Annotated in this window: 24 protein-coding genes and 2 tRNA genes; 16 read left to right on the forward strand and 10 right to left on the reverse strand. The window is 30.0% G+C overall.

Annotated elements, in window-relative coordinates; translation table 11 throughout:
- Positions 1 to 8 precede the first annotated feature (8 nt).
- The 5 genes from proS to rpsT (LG649_RS00365) all read left to right on the forward strand — a co-directional run bounded on the left by proS (position 9) and on the right by rpsT (LG649_RS00365) (position 2419).
- The gene (gene proS, locus LG649_RS00345) at positions 9 to 1487 is read left to right on the forward strand and encodes a proline--tRNA ligase (RefSeq protein WP_226539644.1); all 1479 of its coding nucleotides are present in this window, start codon (positions 9 to 11) and stop codon (positions 1485 to 1487) included.
- Positions 1488 to 1600: 113 nt separating this feature from the next.
- Positions 1601 to 1672, forward strand: a tRNA-Glu gene (locus LG649_RS00350).
- A gap of 33 nt (positions 1673 to 1705) precedes the next feature.
- Positions 1706 to 1957, forward strand: a complete 252-nt coding sequence (gene rpsT / locus LG649_RS00355; RefSeq protein ID WP_226539646.1) for a 30S ribosomal protein S20 — start codon at positions 1706 to 1708, stop codon at positions 1955 to 1957.
- Positions 1958 to 2065: 108 nt separating this feature from the next.
- Positions 2066 to 2137 (forward strand) — tRNA-Glu (locus LG649_RS00360).
- A 30-nt stretch (positions 2138 to 2167) separates the two neighbouring features.
- Positions 2168 to 2419 carry a 30S ribosomal protein S20 gene (gene rpsT / locus LG649_RS00365; RefSeq protein WP_226539648.1) on the forward strand — a complete coding sequence of 84 codons (252 nt, stop codon included), beginning with the start codon at positions 2168 to 2170 and terminating at the stop codon, positions 2417 to 2419.
- Positions 2420 to 2531: 112 nt separating this feature from the next.
- Here rpsT (LG649_RS00365) and LG649_RS00370 read toward each other — a convergent pair whose 3' ends face one another.
- Positions 2532 to 3248 carry a LytR/AlgR family response regulator transcription factor gene (locus LG649_RS00370; RefSeq protein WP_226539650.1) on the reverse strand — a complete coding sequence of 239 codons (717 nt, stop codon included), beginning with the start codon at positions 3246 to 3248 and terminating at the stop codon, positions 2532 to 2534.
- Positions 3245 to 4294 carry a sensor histidine kinase gene (locus tag LG649_RS00375; protein WP_226539652.1) on the reverse strand — a complete coding sequence of 350 codons (1050 nt, stop codon included), beginning with the start codon at positions 4292 to 4294 and terminating at the stop codon, positions 3245 to 3247. The genes LG649_RS00370 and LG649_RS00375 overlap by 4 nt, the downstream gene beginning before the upstream one ends.
- A gap of 185 nt (positions 4295 to 4479) precedes the next feature.
- On the opposite strand from LG649_RS00375, the gene LG649_RS16290 reads away from it, so the two are divergent.
- Together LG649_RS16290 and LG649_RS00385 are read left to right on the forward strand one after the other, a co-directional pair.
- Positions 4480 to 4911: a MotA/TolQ/ExbB proton channel family protein gene (locus LG649_RS16290; RefSeq protein WP_394371883.1), complete on the forward strand. Its 432-nt coding sequence runs from the start codon at positions 4480 to 4482 to the stop codon at positions 4909 to 4911.
- Between the two features lie 148 nt (positions 4912 to 5059).
- Complete coding sequence (locus tag LG649_RS00385) at positions 5060 to 5926, forward strand: YihY/virulence factor BrkB family protein (protein ID WP_226539654.1); 867 nt, start codon at positions 5060 to 5062, stop codon at positions 5924 to 5926.
- Here the strand turns inward: LG649_RS00385 and LG649_RS00390 are convergent.
- Complete coding sequence (locus LG649_RS00390; RefSeq protein ID WP_226539656.1) at positions 5918 to 7537, reverse strand: acetolactate synthase large subunit; 1620 nt, start codon at positions 7535 to 7537, stop codon at positions 5918 to 5920. The genes LG649_RS00385 and LG649_RS00390 overlap by 9 nt on opposite strands.
- Before the next feature lie 178 nt (positions 7538 to 7715).
- On the opposite strand from LG649_RS00390, the gene LG649_RS00395 reads away from it, so the two are divergent.
- Positions 7716 to 8225: a peroxiredoxin-like family protein gene (locus LG649_RS00395; protein WP_226539666.1), complete on the forward strand. Its 510-nt coding sequence runs from the start codon at positions 7716 to 7718 to the stop codon at positions 8223 to 8225.
- Positions 8226 to 8269: 44 nt separating this feature from the next.
- On the opposite strand, the gene LG649_RS00400 is transcribed toward LG649_RS00395, so the two are convergent.
- A complete protein-coding gene (locus tag LG649_RS00400) occupies positions 8270 to 9052 on the reverse strand; it encodes a S1/P1 nuclease (protein ID WP_226539668.1) in 783 nt (260 codons plus the stop codon).
- Positions 9053 to 9258: 206 nt separating this feature from the next.
- On the opposite strand from LG649_RS00400, the gene LG649_RS00405 reads away from it, so the two are divergent.
- Complete coding sequence (locus tag LG649_RS00405) at positions 9259 to 9432, forward strand: hypothetical protein (protein ID WP_226539670.1); 174 nt, start codon at positions 9259 to 9261, stop codon at positions 9430 to 9432.
- 208 nt (positions 9433 to 9640) lie between these two features.
- Entirely contained in the window at positions 9641 to 10186 is a 546-nt protein-coding gene (locus tag LG649_RS00410) for an RNA polymerase sigma factor (protein ID WP_226539672.1), read from the forward strand.
- 6 nt (positions 10187 to 10192) lie between these two features.
- Here LG649_RS00410 and LG649_RS00415 read toward each other — a convergent pair whose 3' ends face one another.
- The 6 genes from LG649_RS00415 to LG649_RS00440 form a co-directional block, all read right to left on the reverse strand.
- A complete protein-coding gene (locus LG649_RS00415; protein ID WP_226539674.1) occupies positions 10193 to 11704 on the reverse strand; it encodes an ATP-binding response regulator in 1512 nt (503 codons plus the stop codon).
- A complete protein-coding gene (locus LG649_RS00420; RefSeq protein WP_226539676.1) occupies positions 11705 to 12199 on the reverse strand; it encodes a Rab family GTPase in 495 nt (164 codons plus the stop codon). It lies immediately after the preceding gene.
- On the reverse strand, positions 12186 to 13004 hold the full coding sequence (locus LG649_RS00425) for a cell envelope biogenesis protein OmpA (protein ID WP_226539677.1): 819 nt from the start codon (positions 13002 to 13004) through the stop codon (positions 12186 to 12188). Before LG649_RS00425 ends, LG649_RS00420 begins: the two co-directional genes overlap by 14 nt.
- A gap of 14 nt (positions 13005 to 13018) precedes the next feature.
- Positions 13019 to 13375, reverse strand: coding sequence for a fructose 1,6-bisphosphatase (locus LG649_RS00430; RefSeq protein ID WP_226539679.1), 357 nt, complete (start codon positions 13373 to 13375; stop codon positions 13019 to 13021).
- 89 nt (positions 13376 to 13464) lie between these two features.
- Entirely contained in the window at positions 13465 to 14817 is a 1353-nt protein-coding gene (locus LG649_RS00435) for a DEAD/DEAH box helicase (protein ID WP_226541074.1), read from the reverse strand.
- 42 nt (positions 14818 to 14859) lie between these two features.
- Positions 14860 to 15750, reverse strand: a complete 891-nt coding sequence (locus LG649_RS00440) for an aldose 1-epimerase family protein (RefSeq protein WP_226539681.1) — start codon at positions 15748 to 15750, stop codon at positions 14860 to 14862.
- 83 nt (positions 15751 to 15833) lie between these two features.
- Between LG649_RS00440 and LG649_RS00445 the strand changes: the two genes are divergently transcribed.
- The 6 genes from LG649_RS00445 to LG649_RS00470 all read left to right on the forward strand — a co-directional run bounded on the left by LG649_RS00445 (position 15834) and on the right by LG649_RS00470 (position 23138).
- The gene (locus LG649_RS00445; protein ID WP_226539683.1) at positions 15834 to 17132 is read left to right on the forward strand and encodes an anthranilate synthase component I family protein; all 1299 of its coding nucleotides are present in this window, start codon (positions 15834 to 15836) and stop codon (positions 17130 to 17132) included.
- Between the two features lie 154 nt (positions 17133 to 17286).
- Positions 17287 to 18609: a tRNA lysidine(34) synthetase TilS gene (gene tilS, locus LG649_RS00450; protein ID WP_226539685.1), complete on the forward strand. Its 1323-nt coding sequence runs from the start codon at positions 17287 to 17289 to the stop codon at positions 18607 to 18609.
- 95 nt (positions 18610 to 18704) lie between these two features.
- Positions 18705 to 20324: an adenine deaminase gene (ade, locus tag LG649_RS00455; protein WP_226539687.1), complete on the forward strand. Its 1620-nt coding sequence runs from the start codon at positions 18705 to 18707 to the stop codon at positions 20322 to 20324.
- A gap of 17 nt (positions 20325 to 20341) precedes the next feature.
- Entirely contained in the window at positions 20342 to 21298 is a 957-nt protein-coding gene (locus LG649_RS00460) for a YheT family hydrolase (protein ID WP_226539696.1), read from the forward strand.
- A gap of 118 nt (positions 21299 to 21416) precedes the next feature.
- Complete coding sequence (locus LG649_RS00465) at positions 21417 to 22109, forward strand: carboxypeptidase-like regulatory domain-containing protein (RefSeq protein WP_226539698.1); 693 nt, start codon at positions 21417 to 21419, stop codon at positions 22107 to 22109.
- A gap of 3 nt (positions 22110 to 22112) precedes the next feature.
- Positions 22113 to 23138: a transglutaminase domain-containing protein gene (locus tag LG649_RS00470; RefSeq protein WP_226539700.1), complete on the forward strand. Its 1026-nt coding sequence runs from the start codon at positions 22113 to 22115 to the stop codon at positions 23136 to 23138.
- Positions 23139 to 23194: the final 56 nt, after the last annotated feature.

Genomic DNA, 23194 nt, shown 5'->3' on the forward strand with positions numbered 1-23194 from the left:
ATATAGATATGAGTAAAAAACTTACAAGTAGAGCAGAAGATTATTCAAAATGGTATAATGAATTGGTTGTGAAGGCTGATTTAGCAGAGAATTCTGCAGTTCGAGGTTGTATGGTAATAAAACCTTATGGATATGCAATTTGGGAAAAAATGCAAGCAGAATTAGATAGAATGTTTAAAGAAACAGGCCATCAAAATGCATATTTCCCATTATTTGTACCTAAAAGTTTGTTTGAAGCAGAGGAGAAAAATGCAGAAGGCTTTGCAAAAGAATGTGCGGTTGTTACACATTATAGATTACAAAACGATCCGGATAAGCCAGGAAAACTTCGTGTAGACCCAAACGCTAAACTTGAAGAAGAATTAGTTGTAAGGCCTACCAGTGAAGCTATTATTTGGAATACATATAGAAATTGGATTCAATCTTATCGCGATTTGCCTATTTTAGTTAATCAATGGGCAAATGTAGTGCGATGGGAAATGCGAACACGATTGTTTTTAAGAACTGCTGAGTTTTTATGGCAAGAAGGGCATACTGCTCATGCCACTAAAGCTGAAGCTTTAGCTGAAGCAGAACAAATGAATAATGTATATGCTACTTTTGTTGAAAATTTTATGGCTATACCAGTAATTCAAGGTTTAAAAACGGAAAGCGAACGTTTTGCAGGAGCAGAAGAAACCTACTGTATTGAGGCTTTAATGCAAGATGGTAAAGCATTACAAGCTGGAACATCACACTTTTTAGGACAAAATTTTGCTAAAGCATTTGATGTTAAGTTTGCTAATAAGGAAGGGAAGCAAGACTATGTTTGGGCTACCTCATGGGGTGTTTCTACTCGTTTAATGGGGGCTTTAATTATGACCCATAGTGATGATAACGGATTAGTATTGCCACCAAATTTAGCACCAAATCAAGTAGTTATTGTACCTATTTATAAAAATGAAGAGCAATTAAATGCTATCACAGAAGTTGTAAATAGTATAATAACAGATTTAAGAGGGAAGAATATATCGGTTAAGTTTGATAACAGAGACACACTACGCCCTGGAGCTAAATTTGCACAACACGAATTACAAGGTGTGCCATTACGTATTGCCATAGGAGCTCGCGATTTAGAAAATGGAACTGTAGAGCTTGCAAGACGAGATACTTTAACTAAGGAAGTTGTAAGTTTAGACGGTTTAATTGATAGAGTAGAAGGTTTAATGACTGAAATTCAAGAATCGTTATTTGAAAAAGCCTTAAATTTTAGAAACGAGCATATCACAGAGGTAAATTCGTTTGAAGAATTCAAAACTGTTTTAGAAAATAAAACCGGATTTATATCTGCGCATTGGGATGGTACAGCAGAAACTGAAAACAAAATAAAAGATTTAACAAAAGCTACAATTAGATGTATTCCTTTAGAAAATAATTCTGAATCAGGGGGTTGTGTTTACACAGGGGCACCTTCAAAGCAAAGAGTTTTATTTGCAAAAGCTTACTAATTAATTTTTTTTACAAAAAAATAAAAAAAGTGTTGTAGCATTTAAAAAGAGTTGTATATTTGCATCCGCAATCACGAATTGCTTAGTTCATTAAATAATGAAATAACCTAAATGGCCCGTTCGTCTATCGGCTAGGACGCCAGGTTTTCATCCTGGTAAGAGGGGTTCGATTCCCCTACGGGCTACAATTTTTATTAAATAAAAATATTATAAGTAAAATGGCAAATCATAAGTCAGCATTAAAAAGAATAAGAAGTAACGAAGCTAAGAGAGTGTTGAATAAATACCAACACAAAACTACTCGTAATGCTATAAAAAAGTTACGTGAGTTAACAGATAAGAAAGAAGCTGAAGCTTTATTTCCTTCTGTTGTTTCTATGCTAGATAAATTAGCCAAGAAAAACATTATACATGCAAACAAAGCTGCTAACCTTAAATCTGGTTTAGCTAAGCATGTTGCTTCTTTATAAGAAGAGGTTTTTAAAAATATATAAACCTCTCAGAAATGAGAGGTTTTTTTATTTTATAACTCTAGATGGTTTTTAGAGTTTAAAGATAAGTGAAAGAATAAGCTAAATGGCCCGTTCGTCTATCGGCTAGGACGCCAGGTTTTCATCCTGGTAAGAGGGGTTCGATTCCCCTACGGGCTACAATTTTTTAAAGAAAAATTAATAAAAGAAATGGCAAATCATAAGTCAGCATTAAAAAGAATTAGAAGTAACGAGGCAAAAAGAGTGTTGAATAAATACCAACACAAAACAACTCGTAATGCTATTAAAAAATTACGTGAGTTAACAGATAAGAAAGAAGCTGAATCTTTATTTCCATCTGTAGTTTCAATGTTAGACAAATTAGCCAAGAAAAATATTATACATGTAAATAAAGCGGCTAATTTAAAATCTGGTTTAGCTAAGCATGTAGCATCGTTATAAGCGCCAAAGAAAAATAACAAAAAAGCCTTTCATAAATGAAAGGCTTTTTTGTTATAAATAATATTTAATAATTTTTATTAAAACTAGATACTTTACTTTAAAGCGCTAAGCTTTAAAATTTTTCTAGTCGTTGTAAAACTTCTTTTTTGTAGCTTCTACTTATTGATAATGCTTTGTTATTTACTGTTATATGTTCGTTGGTAAATGAGTTTATATTAGCAATAGATATAATGTATGAACGATGAATTCTAATAAATTTAGTATTAGGTAATTTAGCTTCAATAGCAGTAATAGTTTCTCGAGTTATAATTGTTTTTTTAGTAGTATGAATTTTTAGATAATCGCTAAAACTTTCAATGTAAATTATATTTTCAAAATCTATTTTAATCATTTTTCTTTCCGAACGAACAAAAATAAATTCGTGTGCTTCAATAGAAGATTTAATTTTATTTTCAGCGTTTTGGTAGGTTTCAAAGTAGCAATTTACAGCATCAAGCAGTCTGTTGTATGCAATAGGCTTTAAAAGATAGTCTACCGCTTTAAGTTCAAAACCTTCAACAGCATAATCTCTGTAAGCTGTTGTAAATATTACTTTTATGTTTTTGTTTATGGATTTTGCAAACGATATACCTGAAATTTCGGGCATATTTATATCTAAAAATACAAGATCAATTGTTTGATTGTTTATATGTTTAAAGGCTTCAATAGCACTGTTACAGCTTGCTACTACGGTAATGTTGTTAATTTTAGATAAATGGGTAGCAATTACTTCACGTGCTATAACTTCATCATCAACAATTAAACAGTTTATATTGGTATTATATTTCATGAGTGCAAAATAAGTTCTACTTTGTATAGTTCGTTTGTTTTATTTATTGTTAAACTATGTTGTTTAGGGTATAACAAGTCTAAGCGTTTTTTTATGTTTTCTAATCCAATACCTTTGGCTGTTTTGGCTTGTTTTTTATAAGAATTTGTTATAATGAATATAATTTTATCAGTATCACTTTCTAGTGTCATAATAACGTTTAAAACCCCATTTATTAAAGCGCCATGTTTAAAACTGTTTTCAACAAATGGAAGTAAAAGCATGGGAGCAATAGTTTTAGTTTCAGTGTTGTAAATCTTATCGAAATTTATATTTAAAGTATCATTAAATCTCATGTTTTCTAAAGCAATATAGTCTTCAATATGATTAATTTCTTCAGACAATAAAACAAAAGGCTTATCTGCTTGATAAAGAAGGTAATCTAATAAGTTAGAAAGTTTTAATATCATTTCTGGGGTTTCATCTGCTTTTTTTAAGGCGAAACCATACATGGTATTTAGTGTGTTAAATAAAAAATGCGGATGAATTTGCATTTTTAAATAGTTAAGCTCTTGCTCTTTTAATTTAAGTTGAGTATTTAATATTTTGGTTTTTAGTTTGTTGTTTTGCTCTGCGTTTTTAAGATTTAGTTTTAATAGTTTAAAGCCACTTACAACAAAAGGTACGATGTAAACTGCTGTTATAACAAATAGCATATTTTTTGTTGCAGTAGGCATTAAATTATAATCGAATTTTGAAATGTAAATAAGACTAAAAAAAATAGAAAGCATTACTAAATATGCCGAAATAATAAAGGTATATATGCTGTATATACTAAATAGAAAGTATTGTTTTTTTATTAAATAATCTGGAATTAACTTGTAAATGCATACATATGAAACTGCAATGGTTACAGGCATTAAAAATAAGGAAAACAATAATGTGTCGTTAAAGTTATCGTTATCTGCCCCAAATAAAAAAGTATAAAATGCTAATACCGCTAACCAAAAAAATAGGTGTAGAAAGCCACGACCGAGTAAGTTTAAAAAAAATGTATTCGTTCTCATTTTTATAAAATTACAATAATAGTATAATTTTATAGTCCTTTTTTGTTTTGTAGACGAACTACAGTTTTTGTTCCCGATATAACATTTTAGTAAATTCGCTTACTAAATAAGTTACTCATCGCATTTTAAATTAACGCCCATATTTAGGTGTTAAGTTTGAAGAAATTATTAAAAACAATATTATTATGAGTTATTTTCTAGTTACTTTTTTAACAAAAAAACTAATTATGCCGTTACAAATTGCTGACAGGTTTGTTGAGGGTGGTTCGTTATTTATGTCGTTAATATTAATATGTTTACTATTATCTATGGGTTTTGTTTTTGCTGGATTTTTTAATCTGAAGAGAAACCCTAATCGATCTAAAAAGTATATTAAATTAACAACAGATGCTAGTTTACTTGGTTTAGTGTTAGGTTTTTTAGGTTCTGTTATTGGCTTAATAACGGCTTTCGATACTATTGAGGCAATAGGAAGCCCAAGCCCAGAAATTTTTGCAGGTGGACTTAAAGTGTCTTTATTAACTGCAACTTTTGGACTCTTTACTTTTGTAATTGCACGTATAGGTATTTTAATTTTAAGATGGTTAAATAAGCCCGATAAAGCTGTAAGTTTATAAAAAAAAAATTAAGTGCCTTTCAGTAATGAAAGGCTTTTTTATACACGCTTTTAAAATGTTATTTTCAAGTTAATTGTTTAAAAAAAATGGGTTAGAAAAATATTTATATTAAATTAAAGATTAAGATTTAAGGCTTAAACATAATAGTATGAATAGCGAAAACAGGTTTCATTTTAAACATTTACCAAAATTATTAATAGATACTTCTAAAAATTGGCTGGATAGTAATCCGTTTCAATTAAGTGCTATAGTTGCTTATTACGCTATTTTATCTTTACCAGCGCTCTTGGTTTTAATTTTAAATATTGTTGGTAATGCTTGGGGTAAAGATATTGTACAAGGAGAACTACTAGATGAAATTACCAATTCTATTGGTATTGAAGCGGCAGAATTTGTAAGGAAAATGATGTTAGACAGGGGAGATGAATCGGTTTCTATATTTACAACTATAGTTGGTGTTTTAACCTTGCTTTATGGAGCAACAGGTGTATTTTATCAATTACAAGAGGTTTTTGACAAAATCTGGGAAGTTAAAGTTCAATCTAACTTAAATAGTATTTTACAAACTATATTAGATCGCTTGAAGAGTTTTGGATTTATTTTAATCATTGCTTTTCTGTTACTAATTAGTTTTGTTATTACTTCATTAATCAGTGCTTTTAGTAAGCGTATTGAAGATTTTTTACCAGAAAACCTTTTTGATTTAGTTTATATTTTTGATGTTATAATTTCGAGTTTATTTATATATGTTTTGTTTGCTGCAATGTTTAAGTATTTACCTAGTAAAAAAATTAAATGGAAAGCTGTTAGGGTAGGAGCAGCACTAACCGCATTGTTGTTTGTGCTAGGTAAGTTTTTATTAGCGTGGTATTTTAAAGAAATGAACCCCGCATCTACTTACGGAGCTGCGGGGTCTGTGGTGTTAATTATGTTATGGGTTTCGTACTCTAGTTTAATTTTATTTTTTGGTGCTAATTTTACAAAAGTGTTTTCTGATAGATATTTGTTAACCTAAGAGCTTTTCGTTTAAAGAATAATCTATGGCTAAATCTATGACATGAACTCCTTTTTCATTTATAACTTTTTCAAAAATACTTTTAAAAGCTTCAACTGAATTAGGTTTATAACCATTAGCTCCAAAACTTTCGGCATATTTTATAAAATCTGGGTTTTTGTATTTTAATCCATAATCTTTAAAACCTTCTTTGTTTTGTTTCCACTCTATCATACCATATGCGCTATCATTTAAAATAATAACAACCAAATCTAAATTTAATCTTACGGCGGTTTCCAATTCCTGAGAGTTCATCATAAAACCACCATCACCATTTATTGAAACTACTTTTTTGCTTGGATGCAATAATTTGGTCATTATAGCCGAAGCAAAACCAGCTCCCATAGTAGCTAAAGCATTATCTAATAATAATGTGTTTAGGCTGTATGTTGGGTAGTTTCTAGAAAACCATAGTTTATAAATACCATTATCTAAAGTAATAATACCATCTTCTGGTATAATGTTTCGGGCTAATTTAACTAGATTTTGTGGTAAGATAGGGAAACGATTATCGTCTGCATAAGGTTGGTTTTCTTCAATAATTTTATTTTTTATATCTAAAAAATATTCATTTTTAGTTTTTAAGTCATTTTTTAAAACTTTGGTTAGTTCTGTTACTGTTGTAGCAATATCTCCTATTAAATTTAAATGCGGAAAATAAACCTCGTTAATTTCGGCTTCAAAAAAATTGATGTGTATAACTTTTGTATCATCATTATGGCTCATTACAAAAGGTGGTTTCTCAATAGTATCATGGCCTACATTAATAATTAAATCGGCATAATCTATAGCTTTATGCACTATGTCGTTTGCGCTTAAGACGGCTGTACCTATGTATAAATCATTTCGTTCATCAATAATACCTTTAGCCATTTGTGTGTCTATAAAAGGTATTTTTAAAGTGTTTACCAATTTAGTTAATGCGTTACAACATCTTTTTCTGTTAGCATCTGCACCGATAAGTAAAAGTGGATGTTTTGCGTTTAGAATGAGTTGTTTCGCATCGCTTAAATTGTCGTGATTTACTGTTGGAATTTTATTGGATATGACATCAAAAATTGTAAAATCTTTCACATCTTCTTTAGCAACATCTTCAGGAATTTCTAAATGCACAACTCCTGGACGTTCTTCTTCAGATTTTCTAAAAAGCTCTCGAATTGTAGATGTTGCATTTTCACCGTAGGTTAATTGTTTAGATGTTTTTGTTAGCGGTTGAAGCATTTTTACAACATCTATTATTTGAAAATTACCTTGTTTTCTGTCTTTTAAAGGTTTTTGGCCTGTAAGCATTAGCATAGGCATTGCTCCTAATTGGGCATATGCTGCTGGATTAAATAAATTTAAAGCACCAGGGCCTAAAGTTGCCATACATACACCAGCTTTTCCTGTTAAGCGCCCATAGGTTGCAGCCATATATCCGGCACCTTGTTCATGCCTCACTGTAATCATTTTAATTTGGTCAGATTTTCTAATGGATTCTAAAAGGTCTAAATTTTCTTCTCCTGGTAATCCAAAAATATATTCTACACCTTCGTTTTCTAAGGCTTTAACAATTAAATCTGATGTTTTCATAACGTTTTTCTTTTTTACTTAAACTACAAATAATAAGCTTGTTAGCTCTTATGTTTTTATATAAATAAACGTTAAGGTTTTAGTAAATATGTTATAGTTTGTTAAGTAGTTGGCTATTAAATAATATGGTGTTAGTTTATATGGAGATTTTAAGTTTAATAAAAATTGAAATAGAAAAATGATAAAACCAAGAGAGAAAACACCAGATTTGAAAGTTAATTTAGTAAACGGAAGTACATGGGAGTTAAGTGATCAAAATCCAGATAATTTTACACTAGTTTTATTTTATCGTGGAAAACATTGTCCAGTTTGTAAAATGCAACTTGAAGAGTTAGAGAATAAATTATCTGAATTTAAAGAAAGAGGAATTAACGTACTTGCTGTAAGCGCAAATACTGAAGATTTAGCAAAAGAAACATACGAAGAGTGGAATATTAAAAACATTCCGTTGGGTTATGGTTTACCAATAGAAGAAGCAAGAGCGTGGGGACTTTTTATTTCGGAAGCTATTTCTGATAAAGAACCTGAACATTTTTTTGAACCAGGTTTGTTTTTAATTGATAAAGACCAAAAAGTTTACTGGGAATCTATACAATCGATGCCTTTTGGTAGGCCAAGTTTTAAAGATGTAATTAATGGAATTGATTATATTTTAAAGCAAGGCTATCCTGCAAGAGGTGAAGCTTAATAGTGTAAAACAAAAAACTCTCAATTTTATTGAGAGTTTTTTGTTTAAAATAAATCGTTTAAAATTTTAGCAAGCCTAATTCCAGCAATTTGTAATTGTTTTCTAACGGTTGTAAAATTGTTATAAGAATATCTGTATCTTAAATTCTCATTAAGTTCTGCAGACTTGTATACTATTTTAGCTAATTCGTGGGTTTCGTTTACCCAATCAACTACAGAGCCCTCTTGTAAATTTTTAATATCAGTTTTGTTTAATAATTCTGCATTATCAGCCAGTTCATCATAACTCATATTAAATTCCTCAATCATGTCAGAATCCCAAACACGGTGTAGGTTCGAGTCTTTATAATGCCATTGCACCTTAATATCGTTACCACCTTTATCTTCCTTTAAACCAACATGCATTGGCTGGTGTAAATCGCCAACTAAATGTATTAATAGTTTTAGGTAAAAAGCTTTATCGTTATTACTAGAGTTTTCATCTTTAATTACAGAAATACATTTATTTATTCCTGTTACTAAATCGCCATCAGGATTTTTAATAGCTGTTTCGTAGCTTTCTTCAAAGGGCATGTTAATATAATGCCAAGAATAAAATTTATTATATTTTTTATCCGATTTAATTTCATCTGCATAAGTAGATACAAATGCAAGTGATTGATTTTTTAAAAGTTTGTTTATTTTTCGTTTAGCTTTTCTAGAAAGATGCTTTTCTGCAATTTCTCCAACAACACGATGTCCTGTAGGCCCCCAAAACTCATTATAAGCCAAAGATTGTTTTGATATTAACAGTGTAAATAATAAGATAATAATTATTAAGTATTTCATAAATTATATTTTATGCTAATTTATAAATATAGCAGATTAATTATTGTATTTAAAGAAGTTTTAACGAACGCTTTTTTTATTTTTTTTGTAAAAAATGTGACTATTTAAATAAAAGTGTTTCAAATACAGACAACTAGCACACACATAAAAACTTTATCTTTTAAAATAGAGGGTAATTATTATGATTAAGTGCAAACTAATAGTTTATGGAAGACTCTTATAACCCAGACGAAAAGCCTTTAAAAAAAGTGCCAGAGGATTTAAAACCCAAGGTTATGGAAGATATCGCATCAGCAAATCAATTAAAGGATATTTTGAATAAGTTTCCTAATAAAGTTGCAGATATATTTAATATTATTAGAGGTAAAAAAAATACTTAATAGTTATCTTTTACAATCTTTTTCAGCATTACTAAATCCACTTATAACATTCAAAAATATTTAAAATAAGTTTTTTCTTACCTCTTAAATGTTGTTTAATCGATTTTATTTGGTTTTAATCGATTTTATTATCCGGGTTCTTTATAAAACTTCGAACTGTTCTTCAATCTATAATATTGTCATATCATTAACCGAAAACCAATTAATTTTGAAAGACGAAGCCATTATCTCAAGAATTTTAGATTTAAACGAAACGCATTATTTTGAAACTATTTACGATAGATATTCAACTCATATTTATAATAAATGTTTCTCTTTTGTAAAGAATGAAGCTGAGGCAAAAGATTTAACTCAAGATATTTTTTTAAAGTTATATTTAAAATTATCTAGTTTTCAAGGGAGGTCTAAGTTTTCAACTTGGGTTTATTCATTCACATATAATTATTGTATAAACTATGTAAATAGAAATGCAAAAAGAAAATATGAAATGCGATTGAATGAGGATTTCGATTTAGAAAATGTTGGAGAATGCATAGATACAACTTTAACTAAACAAGTACAGGCAGAAGAACAACTTATAAAAGCAATGGAACAATTGCCTGTTAAAGACAAAATGATTTTAGAATTAAAATACTTGCAAAAGCTTAGTGTAAAAGATATTGAAACTAAATTAAACTTAGGGTCTAGTGCCGTTAAAATGAGAATAAAAAGAGCTAAAGAACGCTTAGCAGATACTTATGCAACAGTGGCTTAAGTAAAATTATTTTAAGTGTTTTTTAATGCTTTCTAGAAGTTTATGTTTATCAAAAGGTTTTACCAAAACATCATTAATGCCATTTTTCTTATAACGCTTTATATCGTCTTTATAGCCTTGTGTAGATAAAACAATAATTGGTGTTTTTTTGTATTCTTTTGATAGACTTCTAATAGAAGCAGATATATTAGAGGCAGAATACCCTTGAATAGTATTTGATAGTAGTATTAAATCGACCTTTTGGTCTACTAGATTAGGAATAACTGCTTCACCATCAGAAATTATATTAATGAAAAATAAACCTGTAGATGCCAAAATTTTTAAAATCGATAATTGAATTATCTCAGAATCCTCAACTAATAAAATATTATATTTTTGCTTCAATTCTGGAAGCTGGTTATTTAATAGTTCTTCTTTTTGATCTTGAGTATAGTTTGATGTTTTAAAGCTAACATTGAATATAAAAGTAGATCCTTTGTCTATTTTACTTTCAACTTTAATATTTCCTTGCATTTCAGAAATTAGGTATTTTACAATAGCTAATCCTAGGCCAACGCCGGTTTGTTCTTCACCTGTTTCAATTTTAGTAAATCTATCAAAAATAGATTCTAGGTTTTCTTCTGCTATACCACATCCAGTGTCTTCAACTTCAAAATGTAAATTAACTTTGTTTGCTCTAGAGTGGTTATGCGAAACTTTAATGTGTAAATGCCCCTTGCTTGTATAGCTTAAAGCATTGGTTAATAAGTTTGCTAAAATTTGTTTTAATCTATATTGATCGCCCTCAATAAAAGTTGGCACTTTTTCTCCTATTTCTAATTTAAAAGATAACCCTTTTTTACTTGCTAAGTAGTTATAAATAACTTCAATATTTTTTAGCAATTCTTTTAAATTAAAAACTTTACTAACCAAAATTAGTTTGCCAGATTCAATTTTGCTTATATCTAAAATGTCTTCAATGCGTTGTTTTAAATCTTTATTTGCCGATTGAATTATTTCTAGATAATTTTTTTGCTCGTCGTTTAAGTTGCTATTTATTAATAAATCGCTAAATATTGTTGATGCTGTTATTGGGTTACGTAACTGGTGACTAAAATTGGCTATAAAATTATTTTTAAAAGTTTCTTTTTCAAGCAAATATTCGTTTTTAAGTACAAGAATTTGTGAGTTTATTATAGATTCGTTTCTGGTTTGTGCTGTAAGTTGGTAATTATTATAATGCTTGGTTAGGTTTTCAATAATTACCAAGTTATTGTTGTTGTGGGTTTTTAATGTAACATCAACAACTAAAGGTTCTTGATTATTAAAATCTAGATTTATACACGAAAACTCAAAACTTTCATTTACTGTAGTGAGTAAATGCGTTAATATCTCGAAAAAAGGATGAATATCTTGAATTTTTTCGCCAATTATTGTTGGTAAAATAGGATGATCTTGTTCTAAAACAACACCTAAATCGTCAACTAAAATGTATTGAAAATTATTTTTGTGATATTTATCTTTTAATTCTTTAAGCATTTATTTTTGTATTAAATCTTGGGCTAGTTTGGCAAAGAGTTTTTCAACTCTGCTTCCTGTTTTAGCACTAACAAAATAATCTACAACATTATCAAACTGTTCGCTATGCTCTTTTAAATATATTTTATTTACTAAATCTACTTTGTTGCCAACTACTTTAACAGGAACGGTTGAGAAGTTTTCTTTTAAAAAGGCTAATTCATCATTAAGATGCTCGAAAGTTACTGGTCTGGTTAAATCGAAAACATATATAAAACCGTTGGTACCCAGTAGGTAAGAAGGTCTGGTTTTTTTTATATCGTCTTGTCCTTCTAAATCCCAGATAATTAATGAAATATCTTCATTTTCAGAAATATTTATAGTTCTTTTAGAAATATGTACGCCAATGGTAACTTTGTAGTCTTCGGTAAAGGTGTTTTCAACAAAACGTCTTATTAAAGAGGTTTTACCAACACCAAAGTGCCCAATTAAAACAATTTTCTTAGATATCGTCATTCTTAAAAAATTCTTCTAGTTTTTTTGATAATAATGGTTTGTTTTGTAGTAGCTTAGCTATTTTATGTTTGTCTGCAAATTCTAAAAGTTCATCTTCTAAATCGTCTTTAAAAATAACATTATACACTCCAGAAATTACTACGGCTATATAAAATGAAGAAAAATTTTGAATATGTATATGGTATAAATCGTACTCTATATATTGTAAACTTTGGTCTTCTTTTATAAAGGCATCTTCAACAAAACTTTTAATGGCTGTTAGCATACCAGCAACCATATCTTCATCGGCCATTTTGTTTTTAGAATATTCTGCAAGCAATAGTCCGGATCCTTTTTCAATAACTATAATTTGTTCAATTTTTGCATTATTGTGGTCTTGTAAAATTAAATCGGATTCGCTTACCCCAGCTGCTTTAGACTTTGCTCTTCTGAAAAAACGTTTAAAAGAAAAGGTTTTATTTACCTGATTATTTATTTTTTCGGAAAGCATTTTCATTTCATGTTGTACATAGCGTTTAATCATTTTACCCATAATAGGGAAAAGTGCTTCTACAACAGCATCTTGTGAGTTTTTAATTTCAGCTTTTAAAGTACTGGTTATGGTTGGGCCGAGGGTTTCGGGAATGTCTTTAACGAAATTATTTAGTTTTGAGTCGATTATAGGATTAACTTTTTCAGATAATTCCTTTTGTTTGTTAATTGTGTTTTCTAGAATTTGTATTTTTTTTTCAATAGATGAGACAAACTCCCGCTCGTCGGTAAGTAAAATATCCTTAATAATATTTAGTTTCTCGTCTTGGTTCATCTATTAAATTAAAACTACTCAGCAATTTTTTCACCTAATTTAATAAAAAGCTCGCTCAGTAATTTTCTGTCGGCTTTTTTATCTCCTAAGTCGTCTAACTTATCGTTTACTGTATTTTCTAATTCGGTTACGCGAATGTTAATATCGGTACTAAGTGAATCAATACTTTGTAATAATTCAGATTCTACGGTACTAATTAACTCTTGTAATTCTTGTTTTTTATTAAGAATATCTTTTTTAAGTGTTTCGAACTCTTCGTTATATTCTTGAATATTTTCACCGAAAATAAGCTCTTTTATAGCATCAATTTTAGATGCATTACTTTTTTCTGAACCGTTTACATTTTTAGTAATGTCTTCGTTATTCTTCATTTTAATAGATAGTTTGCTAGGTATAAGAAATAAAATTAACTATAAGTTTTAAATAAACAATATTTTTTGTTTAAATAGTTGTATGAATTTTATTTCTTTTTATTGCGTTTGTTATAGTTTTTATCGCCTCTAGTTTTAGGTTTTTTGTATTTTTTTGCGATCTTAAATTTATAAGATCCACCTAAGTTTTCTTTTTGATTTTTAGCCTTTTTTTCATGAAAGGCTGGTCCTGGCGCATCTTCATCTCGTTGTTTGTGAGGGTTATTACGCTCTTTAATTTGTGGGCGTTCTTCAGGAATTAATTCTGTAGAAACTTCAACAGCTTCAGGTAATTCTGCTAAAGGAATTTCCATTTGCATTAAGCTCTCAATGGCTTCAATGGCTTCGTATTCTTTTTCGGTTGAAAACACTAAAGCTTCACCTTTACGTTCTGCACGACCTGTTCTACCAATGCGATGCATGTAGTTTTCTGGGTATTCTGGAGTATCAAAATTTATAACATGGCTAACATTATCAATATCTAAACCACGCGCCATAACATCTGTTGCAACTAAAATGCGGTTTACGCCTTCGCGGAATTGCTCAATACTGCGTAAACGATAGTTTTGGGTTTTGTTGGAGTGAATAACACACAACTCTTCTTTAAAATATTCGTCTAATTTTTCGAATAATCTATCTGCCATTCGCTTATAAGCCACAAAAACAATAACTTTATTAAAGGTTTCTTGGTCTTTAAGTAAATGTACCAATAAATTAACCTTTGTATAAAAGTTAGGAACTTTGTATTTGGTTTGTGTAATATTTTCAAGAGGTGTACCCGAAACAGCAATAGATATTTGCTCTGGTCTAATAAAGAAATCGTTAATTAAAAGCTCAACATCTTGCGTCATTGTGGCCGAAAACATAATGTTTTGGCGCTTTTGCGGAAGAATATCAAATATATTAATAAGCTGATGCCTAAACCCTAAATCTAGCATAACATCAACTTCATCTATAACTAATTTCTGAATCGATTTTAATTGCAACGTTCTACTTAAAGCTAAATCGTAAAGTCTACCGGGTGTGGCCACTAAAATATCTAAACCTTCGGCTACAGCTTGTTTTTGGGTATTAATGTTTGTTCCACCGTATACACCTAAAACACGATTGTTAATGTATTTTGATAGTTTTTCAATTTCATCAACTACTTGTACTACCAGTTCCCGGGTAGGTACCAGTACCAAAACTCTAGGGTTGTCTTGTTTCGAGAACTTTAAATTTTTTAAAATGGGCAGCATATAGGCAAAGGTTTTACCAGTACCTGTTTGTGCTATACCAACCATATCTTTTCCCGAAGCAACCACATTAAAAGCTTCTGCTTGAATGGGAGTTGGGGTTGTAAAGCCTAAATCGTTTATGGCGTTATATAGCGGTGTGTTTAAATTTAAATCTTCAAAAGTCAAAACTACTGTATTTTGCGGCAAAGGTAAGGTTTATTCTTAAGTTTAAACTAAATGCTTGTCTTCAATCTCAATACTGTAACTAGCTTCAAATGCGCTACCTGCTTTTAAACTTAAAATGCCTTCTTTTTCTTTTAAATTTCCACTTGCGTTTACACTATCTGCAATACCAAGCCAAGGTTCAATACATACATAATCGCCGTTTGGTTTTGCCCAAATGCCCATATAATTAAATTTAGGGTAGCTTACCGTTAATATTTTACCATGATTTTTACTGTTAATACTTATTTTTCGAGACTTTAAGTCTTTAAAAACAAGCGCATCAACATCAAAAAGTTCGTGTTTTAAAGGTAAAATGTTGTCGTTATTAAAAACGGGTTCGGTTTCGTTTAAAATAAGTCCGCTTCCTAATTCAATTAAATAGCGACTAGAGTTTTCTTTATGTTCAAACTCTAAAAAATAGTCGTCGTAAGCTTCGTTTTCAAAAACCGGACATTTAAATGCAGGATGCCCACCAAGAGAAAAATACATGGTTTTTGTATCGGTATTTTTTACGGTATGCGAAACATTAAGTGTATTATTTGTTAATGTAAATGTAATTAAAAACTCAAATTTAAAAGGGTATATTTTAAGTAATTCAGCATTGCTTTTTAATTTAAAAGTTAAGCTGTTATCTGTTTTGTTATAAAGCGTAATGTCTTTGCTATGTCTTATAAAACCATGTCTTGGTGTGTTATAAGTTTCACCTTCAAAGGTTAGTGAACCGTTTTTTAAAGCACCAATTACAGGAAATAAATTAGGAGCAAAACTACCCCAAACATCTGGGTTTGCATCCCACATAAATTGAGTGTTATGTTTTACTGAAGAAATTTCGCAAAGTTCGGCACCAATATTTTCAATGGCTATTTTAAGTTTATCGTTTTTTAAAGTATGCATGTTTTTTTTGTTTGAAACTGTTTTTACAATTTTGAAATAAATTTAAGTATTCTAACTAAATTTGCAGTATAATTCTGTTTTATTTGAGAACAACTTTTACTTACAGCAAAAAAAACATAGCACAATTTAAAATTAAATTATTGCAATGGGCACAACAGTTTGACGATGTGGTTTGGTTAGATTCTAACAATAAAAAAAACACGCAAACATATAAAAGTTACGATGCCGTTTTAGCAGTTGATGCTTTTACAAGTATAAAAACAGATTATTTTGATGCTTTTTCTAAGTTAAATGATTACCAAAAAACGACTAACGATTGGATTTTTGGCTACCTAACTTACGATTTGAAAAACGATGTAGAGCCATTAAAATCTAATAATTTTGATGGTTTAAAATTCCCAGATTTATACTTTTTTCAGCCAAAAAAACTATTTTTAATTAAAGATAATATCGTTGAAATTCAATATTTAAAAGCGGTTGATGATGAAATTGATGCCGATTCAATTGAAATTAATAATACCGAAGAAGATTTTAATACAAAACCTTCAAACGACATAAAAATTCATTTGCGTATTCATAAAGACGCTTATTTTAATAAAGTAAATAAAATGTTAGCGCATGTGCACCACGGCAGTATTTATGAAGCTAATTTTTGTCAAGAGTTTTATGCCGAAAACACAGAAATAAATCCTTTAGAAACCTATAAAAAGCTAAATGACATTTCCAACCCGCCATTTGCTACATATTTTAAAAGTTTCGATAAATATTTGCTTTCTGCATCGCCCGAGCGTTACATAAAAAAGGAAGGCAATAAAATTATATCGCAACCCATAAAAGGAACCGCAAAACGATCTAAAAATAAAGTTGAAGACGAGCAACTTAAACACAACTTATCGGAAGACCAAAAAGAACGTAGCGAGAATATTATGATTGTAGATTTGGTACGAAACGATTTATCGAAAACCGCTGTAAAAAATTCGGTAAACGTGGAAGAGTTGTGTAAGATTTACACCTTCGATCAAGTACACCAAATGATATCGACCATTACATCAAAAATAAACGATGACACCAACCCGGTTGATGTTTTAAAAACCACATTCCCTATGGGAAGCATGACGGGTGCTCCAAAAATTTCGGCAATGCAAATTATTGAAGATTTAGAGGAAACTAAACGCGGACTCTACTCTGGCGCTGTTGGGTATTTTACACCAAATGGCGATTTCGATTTTAATGTGGTAATTCGTAGTATTTTATATAACGAAACAAAAAAATACGTGTCCTTTTCGGTAGGAAGTGCCATTACAGCAAAAAGCAATCCGTTAAACGAATATGAAGAATGCTTGGTAAAGGCAAAGGCCATGCGTGAAGTGCTGGAAAACTAGTTTTTTACCCAGAAACATAAAAATTAATTATTCAAGTTGGTATATTTGAGTAGTACAATTATCAAAATTATAGATTGGAATTACTATTAATTGTCAGATCGAGCGCAGTCGAGATCCAGTTATATTGAAAAATAATCCGTGAATCGGTGGAAAAATGACCCAAGAATTATTCAAAAAACATATTACTAAAAATCTAAACTTTTTAACCAAAAACAAAGTAATTATTGCTATTTCTGGCGGTATAGATAGTGTGGTTTTAACACATTTATGCCACAAAATAGGTTTAAATGTAGCTTTAGCGCATTGCAATTTTAATTTACGCGGAAACGAAAGTGATGCCGATGAAACTTTTGTTGAAACCTTAGCCGAAAGTTTAGGTTTAGAGGTGTTTATTCAAAATTTTGACACCTCATTATATGCTAAAGAACACAAGCGTTCTATACAAATGGCAGCACGCGAATTACGCTATAATTGGTTCGACGAATTGTCGTCACAATTAAAGTTCGATTATATTTTAACAGCGCATCATGCCGATGATAACTTAGAAACTTTTTTAATCAATTTTACACGTGGCACAGGTATAGAAGGTTTAACCGGAATTCCAGAAATTAACGGGAAGTTTGTACGTCCGCTATTACCTTTTTCAAGTGATGATATTGAATTGTATGCCAATGCAAACAGTATAAAATGGCGTGACGATAGTAGTAACAAATCGGTTAAATATTTACGCAATAAACTACGCCACGAGGTTATTCCTATTTTAAAAGAAATAAATCCAAGTTTGTTACAAAGTTTTCAATCCACTTTAAATAATTTGCAAGATTCATCAACTATAATAAACGATAAAATTGATGAGTTTTTAAATAAAACTATAGAAAGAATAAGCGACAACGAGGTACGTTTTAAAATTTCAGAATTCAAAAAAGCAAAGCATCCAAAAGCGTATTTATTTGAAGCTTTAAAAGAATTTGGTTTTACAGAATGGGACGATATTGTAAGTTTATTAGATGCTCAACCAGGAAAACAAGTGTTTTCTAACGAATTTAGGCTCATAAAAGATCGCGACTATTTATTATTAACTAAAAAGGAAGTTGAACAGTTTTCAGAAATTATTATTTCAAGTATAACCGATAAAGTTGAAACACCGTTTGGCACTTTAAGCTTTGCAGAAATTGATGCTGTTGAAACCAACATAAAAACTGCAAAAAATAGTATTTGCGTCGATAAAAACACGCTTGAATTTCCTTTAACCATAAGAAAAAAGGAGGAAGGCGATGTGTTTTTCCCAATAGGAATGCAAGGTAAAAAGAAGCTGAGTAAATATTTTAAAGATGAGAAGTTTTCGCTTCTCGATAAGGAAAATACGTTGTTGTTATGCTCTAAAAATCAAATTGTTTGGATTGTAAATAACCGCGCCGACGATAGATTTAAAGTAACTAAAACCACAAAGCAAATTTTAAAAATAGAATTAAAATAAAGGTCATTTTAAAAATGATAAATTGGTTATAATAATATTTAATCTAAATTTATTTCAGAATTAACAGAACTGAAAAAGACTAACAAAAGGAGAATATGAAAGTAAAAGGTCAAATTGTAGATATACAAAATCAGCGCATTTTTAAAGGAGAAATAACGGTTGAAAATGATAAAATTGTAGCTATTACAGAACAAAATCATGATGTAGATCACTATATTTTACCCGGTTTTATAGATGCTCATATTCATATTGAAAGCTCTATGTTAGTTCCTAGCGAATTTGCAAAACTAGCTGTAAAACATGGTACGGTTGGTACAGTTTCAGATCCGCATGAAATAGCCAACGTTTTAGGTGTTGAAGGTGTTGAATTTATGATTGAAAACGGTAAAAAAGTACCTTTTAAATTCAATTTTGGAGCGCCTTCTTGCGTGCCTGCAACTACTTTCGAGTCGGCCGGAGCAGTTATAGATTCCGACGATATAAAAAAACTGCTAGAAAACCCAGATATTAAATACTTAGCAGAAATGATGAATTACCCTGGAGTTATTTTTGACGATGAAGAAGTTCTTAAAAAAATAGCTTGGGCAAAACATTATAACAAACCAGTTGATGGGCATGCACCTGGAGTTATTGGCGACGATATTACTAAATATATTAGTGCTGGCATTTACACAGACCATGAATGTTTTACTTATAACGAAGCACTTGAAAAGCTTGAAAAAGGCATGAAAATTTTAATTCGTGAGGGTAGTGCTGCCAAAAATTTTGAAGCTTTAATTGATTTACTGCCAGAACATTTTGAAAACATGATGTTTTGTAGCGACGATAAACATCCAGACGATTTACTTTTACATCATATTAATAAATTATGTGCTAGAGCAATTGCTAAAGGAATCGATTTGTTTAAAGTCCTTCAGGCAGCTTGTATAAACCCGGTAAAGCACTATGGTTTAGACGTTGGCTTGTTACAAGAGGGAGACTTTGCAGATTTTATTGTAGTAGAAGATTTAAAAACATTTAAAACGCTTCAAACTTATGTAAACGGTGCGTTGGTTTATAATGAAGATGAAAGTTTAATAACATCTGTAGCTTTTAAAAACCTGAATAATTTTAATTGCGATAAAAAAGATATTTCAGAATTTAAAATTGAGGCAGCAGCAAAACAAATTCGCGTAATTGAAGCATTAGAAGGGCAGTTAGTAACCAACGAACTTATTGAAGAAGCGACTGTAAAAAACGGATTTTTAGAATCGAATACCAATAAAGATATATTAAAAATGGCAGTTGTAAACCGCTATAAAAACGATACACCTGCTTTAGCTTTTATTAAAAATTTCGGTTTAAAAGAAGGCGCTATTGCCAGTTCTGTTGGTCACGATTCTCATAATATTATTGCGGTAGGAACTACAGATGAAGCTATTTGTAAAGCCGTGAATTTAATTATAGAAAATAAAGGTGGCATTTGTGCAGTAAGTGCTTCCGAAGAAAAAATAGTACCACTTCCAGTAGCTGGAATTATTAGCGACCAAGACGGTGAAACTATAGGTAAACAATATGCCGAACTCGATAAAATGGCAAAAGCATTGGGTTCGAACTTGCATGCACCTTACATGACGTTATCTTTTATGGCGCTTTTAGTTATACCTTCGTTAAAATTAAGCGATAAAGGGTTATTTAATGGTAAAGATTTTAAATTTACAGACTTGCAATTATAGAAAATTACAACAAACTTATGCCCGTAATAGAATCAACCTACAAGCCAGCATTTTATTTCAAAAATGGATTTGTATCAACTGTTTATTCTGGTTTAGTACGCCGCGTAAAATTAAATCAAGAACGCGAACGTATTACTTTAAAAGATAAGGACTTTCTAGATTTAGACTGGAGTTATTCAACAGAGAAAACTAATAAAATAATCATTTTGCTTCATGGTTTAGAGGGGAATTCTAAACGTCCTTATATAACCGGAACAGCTAAATTGTTTAACCAAAACGGTGTTGATGCTTTGGCGGTTAATTTTAGAGGTTGTAGCGAAGAGGATAACTTGAGTTATCACACCTATCATTCTGGTTTTACTACAGATTTGCAAGAGGTGATTAATCATGTTTTATCTAAAAACAAGTATGACGAAATATATATTAAAGGCATTAGTTTAGGAGCTAATCTCTTACTAAAATATTTAGGAGAAACTCAAAATGTTCCTAAAGAAATAAAAAAAGCCATTGCGGTTTCTGCACCTTGCGATTTGTATGGATCATGTAAAGAAATAAGTAAGCTAAAAAACAAACCTTATCACGATAGGTTTTTAAAAAGTTTATTAGTTGCACTAGCTAAAAAACAAGAAAAATTTCCAGATAAATTAACTGTTGAAGCTGTGAAATCGATTAAAAATTTACAAGATTTTGATAATGTTTACACCTCAAAAGCACATGGTTTTATTGATGCTGTTGATTATTATACAAAATGCAGTGCGTTACAATTTTTACCAAATATTAAAGTGCCTACTTTAATTATAAATGCTTTAAACGATTCATTTTTGTCGCCAGAATGTTATCCTGTTAAAGAAGCCAAACAAAACCCGGAATTATATTTAGAAATGCCAAACCATGGCGGACATGTTGGTTTTATAGATAAGAAAAATGTGTACTACAATGAGAGGCGCGCTTTAGAGTTTGTAACGTCTTCTTAAAACTTAAACTCATTAAAAGCTATAGTTAACTCATTTAATTATCCTGTTAACTAAATGTGGGTTTTTAAGAACAAATTAAGCTGATAATTTAGAGCTGTTAACCATTAATATTTAAATTATGAAACAGCAAATTACGTTATCAATAGCAAAGCCTTGTGCGGAAAAGTTTAACTCTTTTAAAAACACTAGTGCTGGCGGTTTTTGTAGTTCTTGCAAAAAAGAAGTTATTGACTTTAGAGCTTTAAGTGATAAAGAAATTCATCAATTTTTTAAAAATAATACACAAAACACTTGTGGTTATTTTAAAACACATCAATTAAAAACTTATAAAGAGAAATCTTCAGTTAAACGAAGCAATTTGTTCAAGGTAGCAAGTTTTGCTTTAATTTCTGCTATGTCTTTACATCATATTCAAGCCCAAATGAAGAATCAAAATGTAGAAATTGTTGCTCAAGATTCAATAAATAATGCTAAAAAAGAAAAGAATACAGAAAAAGCACTATTAAAAGGAGTTATTTCAGATGAGTCAACTCCATTGCCTGGTGTAAATATTCTTTTAAAAGGAACAACCATTGGTACAACAACAAATTTTGATGGCGAATTTACATTTCCTAAACAGTTAAAAGCCGGAGATATTTTAGTAATTAGTTATATAGGTTTTAAGTCTAAAGAAATAATAATTGAAGATCAACAAAAAGAATTAGCATTAACTCTAGACGAAAGCGATTATGTTTTAATGGGAGAAGTTGCAGTAAATGAAACTTACAGAAGTAAACGTAATTTATGGCAAAAAATAAAAGGTATATTTTAAAATATGAAGTATTATAAAATAGCTTTTTTAATACTTTTTATAAGTGTTTTTAGTCATTCTCAAAAATCTGATTTTAAATCTGTTAATTTTAAAATAGCGGACAGTATTGCAGACTCTTATCAAGGTTTTAGGTTGCATAATATGCCTTTGTTAAGCTGTTTTTTAACTAAAGACTTAGCCACAGATATTGAAAAATTTAGAGCCATTTACATGTGGGTTTGTAATAACATTGAAAGCGACCATTATTTTGGTGAAAAAACAATCAGGAAACGTAAAAAATTTAAAAACGATAGCACAGCTTTTTCTGTTTGGAACAAATTATCCAGAGAAAAATTCTTTTCAAGGTTACTTAATCATAAGCAAACTATTTGTACAGGATATGCTTACATACTTAAAGAATTGTGTAACCTAGCAGGTCTAGAATGTGAAATTATAAACGGTTATAGTCGTACAGTTTATACTAATGTAAATCAAATTGATATTCCAAATCACTCTTGGAATACAGTAAAAATTTGCAATAAATGGTATTTGGCTGATGCTACATTGGCAAGTGGTTTTTTTTATGTAAATGAAAATATTTTTATAAGAAATTATAATGATGGCTATTTTTTAACCTCACCCGAACTATTTTTAAAAACGCATTACCCTTTAGAAGAAAAATGGGTTTTATGTGATAATGATTTAACCTTAAATCAGTTTGTAGAACAACCTTTAATTTATGGCAGCACCTACAAATACAATGTTATTCCTGTAGAACCATCAGTTTTAAAAAATGAAGTTGTTGAAGGAGAAAAGATATCTTTTTCTGTTAAATTACCTTCAAATTTTAATATCGATAGTTTGCAATTATTAATAGATGGTAGATTTAAGCAAGAATATATTAAAGCTACAGCAAATAATGTCTCAGAAAATATCTTAACATTAGGGTACGTTTTTAACAAAAAAGGCATTTACGATGTGCAAATTACGGTAGATGATAAAGTTGTAATTAGTTATACCGTTTTAGTAAAAAGAGGAAAGTTTATTTAATTGAGAATTTTATAATCAGTTATTATTTAGTTAAAATTAAAGCTTCATATCAGGTT

Source organism: Neotamlana laminarinivorans, assembly GCF_020523925.1.
GTDB lineage: Bacteria > Bacteroidota > Bacteroidia > Flavobacteriales > Flavobacteriaceae > Neotamlana > Neotamlana laminarinivorans.

Excerpts from the sequence above, each read along its gene's own strand:
- LG649_RS00375 (WP_226539652.1), bottom strand. The coding sequence starts at position 4,294 with ATGAGAACGAATACATTTTTTTTAAACTTACTCGGTCGTGGCTTTCTA.
- rpsT (WP_226539648.1), top strand. The coding sequence starts at position 2,168 with ATGGCAAATCATAAGTCAGCATTAAAAAGAATTAGAAGTAACGAGGCA.
- proS (WP_226539644.1), top strand. The coding sequence starts at position 9 with ATGAGTAAAAAACTTACAAGTAGAGCAGAAGATTATTCAAAATGGTAT.
- LG649_RS00470 (WP_226539700.1), top strand. The coding sequence starts at position 22,113 with ATGAAGTATTATAAAATAGCTTTTTTAATACTTTTTATAAGTGTTTTT.
- LG649_RS00370 (WP_226539650.1), bottom strand. The coding sequence starts at position 3,248 with ATGAAATATAATACCAATATAAACTGTTTAATTGTTGATGATGAAGTT.
- LG649_RS00420 (WP_226539676.1), bottom strand. The coding sequence starts at position 12,199 with ATGACGATATCTAAGAAAATTGTTTTAATTGGGCACTTTGGTGTTGGT.
- LG649_RS00390 (WP_226539656.1), bottom strand. The coding sequence starts at position 7,537 with ATGAAAACATCAGATTTAATTGTTAAAGCCTTAGAAAACGAAGGTGTA.
- LG649_RS00395 (WP_226539666.1), top strand. The coding sequence starts at position 7,716 with ATGATAAAACCAAGAGAGAAAACACCAGATTTGAAAGTTAATTTAGTA.
- LG649_RS00400 (WP_226539668.1), bottom strand. The coding sequence starts at position 9,052 with ATGAAATACTTAATAATTATTATCTTATTATTTACACTGTTAATATCA.
- LG649_RS00460 (WP_226539696.1), top strand. The coding sequence starts at position 20,342 with ATGCCCGTAATAGAATCAACCTACAAGCCAGCATTTTATTTCAAAAAT.
- ade (WP_226539687.1), top strand. The coding sequence starts at position 18,705 with ATGAAAGTAAAAGGTCAAATTGTAGATATACAAAATCAGCGCATTTTT.
- LG649_RS00425 (WP_226539677.1), bottom strand. The coding sequence starts at position 13,004 with ATGAACCAAGACGAGAAACTAAATATTATTAAGGATATTTTACTTACC.
- LG649_RS00430 (WP_226539679.1), bottom strand. The coding sequence starts at position 13,375 with ATGAAGAATAACGAAGACATTACTAAAAATGTAAACGGTTCAGAAAAA.
- rpsT (WP_226539646.1), top strand. The coding sequence starts at position 1,706 with ATGGCAAATCATAAGTCAGCATTAAAAAGAATAAGAAGTAACGAAGCT.
- LG649_RS00440 (WP_226539681.1), bottom strand. The coding sequence starts at position 15,750 with ATGCATACTTTAAAAAACGATAAACTTAAAATAGCCATTGAAAATATT.
- tilS (WP_226539685.1), top strand. The coding sequence starts at position 17,287 with ATGACCCAAGAATTATTCAAAAAACATATTACTAAAAATCTAAACTTT.
- LG649_RS00385 (WP_226539654.1), top strand. The coding sequence starts at position 5,060 with ATGAATAGCGAAAACAGGTTTCATTTTAAACATTTACCAAAATTATTA.
- LG649_RS16290 (WP_394371883.1), top strand. The coding sequence starts at position 4,480 with ATGAGTTATTTTCTAGTTACTTTTTTAACAAAAAAACTAATTATGCCG.
- LG649_RS00465 (WP_226539698.1), top strand. The coding sequence starts at position 21,417 with ATGAAACAGCAAATTACGTTATCAATAGCAAAGCCTTGTGCGGAAAAG.
- LG649_RS00405 (WP_226539670.1), top strand. The coding sequence starts at position 9,259 with ATGGAAGACTCTTATAACCCAGACGAAAAGCCTTTAAAAAAAGTGCCA.
- LG649_RS00415 (WP_226539674.1), bottom strand. The coding sequence starts at position 11,704 with ATGCTTAAAGAATTAAAAGATAAATATCACAAAAATAATTTTCAATAC.